The sequence below is a fragment of the Microbulbifer sp. 2205BS26-8 genome, from assembly GCF_030731025.1.
GTDB classification, from domain to species: Bacteria; Pseudomonadota; Gammaproteobacteria; order Pseudomonadales; family Cellvibrionaceae; genus Microbulbifer; species Microbulbifer spongiae.
In genome coordinates this window covers 1-1,457 of the sequence record NZ_JAVAMR010000114.1, presented here as the reverse complement: position 1 = coordinate 1,457, position 1,457 = coordinate 1, and the positions used below count along the sequence as shown (strand labels likewise).

Here is a 1,457-nt window from a genome sequence, read left to right as displayed (position 1 = left end):
ACCATGTAAAATCCGGGTTAGAGCTGGTACCAAAAATGGAGCAGTACTGGCATATGGTCAATGTGTTTTGAGGTGATGGGGTGCTTACAGGGATCTTCCAATCGCGGTTTATACGCCTGGTCGAGATACTGCAGGCTTATCGTTGGTGCCTGAGGAGATGGCTGATAGGCTATCGGTGGCGCCCCCGGGTGGACTCGAACCACCAGTCCGGACTTAGGAGGTCCGTGGTTTATCCTGTTAACCGACGGGGGCAGCTGTCTCCACAGGGTAGCCAAGTGCCAACTGAGAGTGCGTGCAATTCTATCCTGTATGAGGGAAAATGTCATGCCATCACCGATTGCTACACGGTCGCTGTTTCTTCGTCTTGTTGATACCTGTAGAGTGGCTTGTCACTCTCGGTAACAGTCCAGCTTGTCAAGTTACCACACTTCCCGCGATTTCCGAATCGGAGTGTTCTCGAAATATTTTCACAATTCCTGTGGATACTACCGTTAGATTTTTATTATCAATGGGCTTTAAAGCGGATATTTTTGCACTTTCATTGAGGCGCCCGGCTTGACACAGTCCTGTCATTGTTTTCCTGTAATTTTTTTCTTGACCCCATTTATTTTGGATGGCTAATCTGCAAATGCATTCTGGCTGTAAAAAGGTATGTTTGCTTTATCGAGTCAAGATTATGGGGTTTCATATGAGCGCTCATGTTATCGAAAAGTACATAGATTTTGATGCCGTGGATATTCCAGAAATTGCCACTGAGGTATTAAAGCGGGCCACTTGCCATCCCCCGCGTGATGCACGTCGAATGGTGGAGGATAAACTGGAGGAAATGCGTCTGAGGCGTGAATTAATGGAGTATGACTTCGAAAGTTAAAGACTTCTGCACAAACCCGGTTAGCAAACAGATTGCCGGGTTTGTGTGTTGAGAAAACCAGCTAGCATGACTGCTAAGTGCTTTGGAAATACAAGGGGACGTCTAGAAATATGCTGTTCTTTCAGAGGAAAGCATATATGAATCACAAATGTTCTTCTCTTCTGTTGGGCTGACAGTTACTCCAGTGAGCTATTGTAAGCTAAATTTCAACGGCCTGTTAGAATGATTAGTGGATATGGAGGTCGGCAGCGGTTTACTTTCTGCTTGGATTTAAGTATGACTGCCAATGTTGTTAAAGGCCGCGTGAACTTTTTATGTTTTTGTGCTTTTCATAGTTTGACCTCCTGACTAAATTTCTGAATATAGAAAGCGGTATATTGTTGATGGTCTGAGGTGCTGGCTGGTTGCTTTCGAATGTCTTTGGGTTTTTTTGTATAAAACAATGAAAGTGAAAGTTTGTATTTGCCGCTAGTTTAGTCTTGAAGTGGTCCACCCGTATAATTAGGAGACGGAGGACTAAACATGGGAATCAAACATCATAAGCCGGAAGAAATTGTCACGAAGTTACGGCAGATTGAGGTGCTCC

General features: G+C 44.5%; 1 protein-coding gene and 1 tRNA gene. One reads left to right on the top strand and one right to left on the bottom strand.

Annotated features, from left to right (window positions below):
• Nucleotides 1-176 precede the first annotated feature (176 nt).
• Nucleotides 177-252: transfer RNA gene (locus Q5Y71_RS16740), tRNA-Arg, on the bottom strand.
• A gap of 436 nt (nt 253-688) precedes the next feature.
• Between Q5Y71_RS16740 and Q5Y71_RS16735 the strand changes: the two genes are divergently transcribed.
• Entirely contained in the window at nt 689-871 is a 183-nt protein-coding gene (locus Q5Y71_RS16735; protein ID WP_301417741.1) for a PA3496 family putative envelope integrity protein, read from the top strand.
• Nucleotides 872-1,457 lie beyond the last annotated feature (586 nt).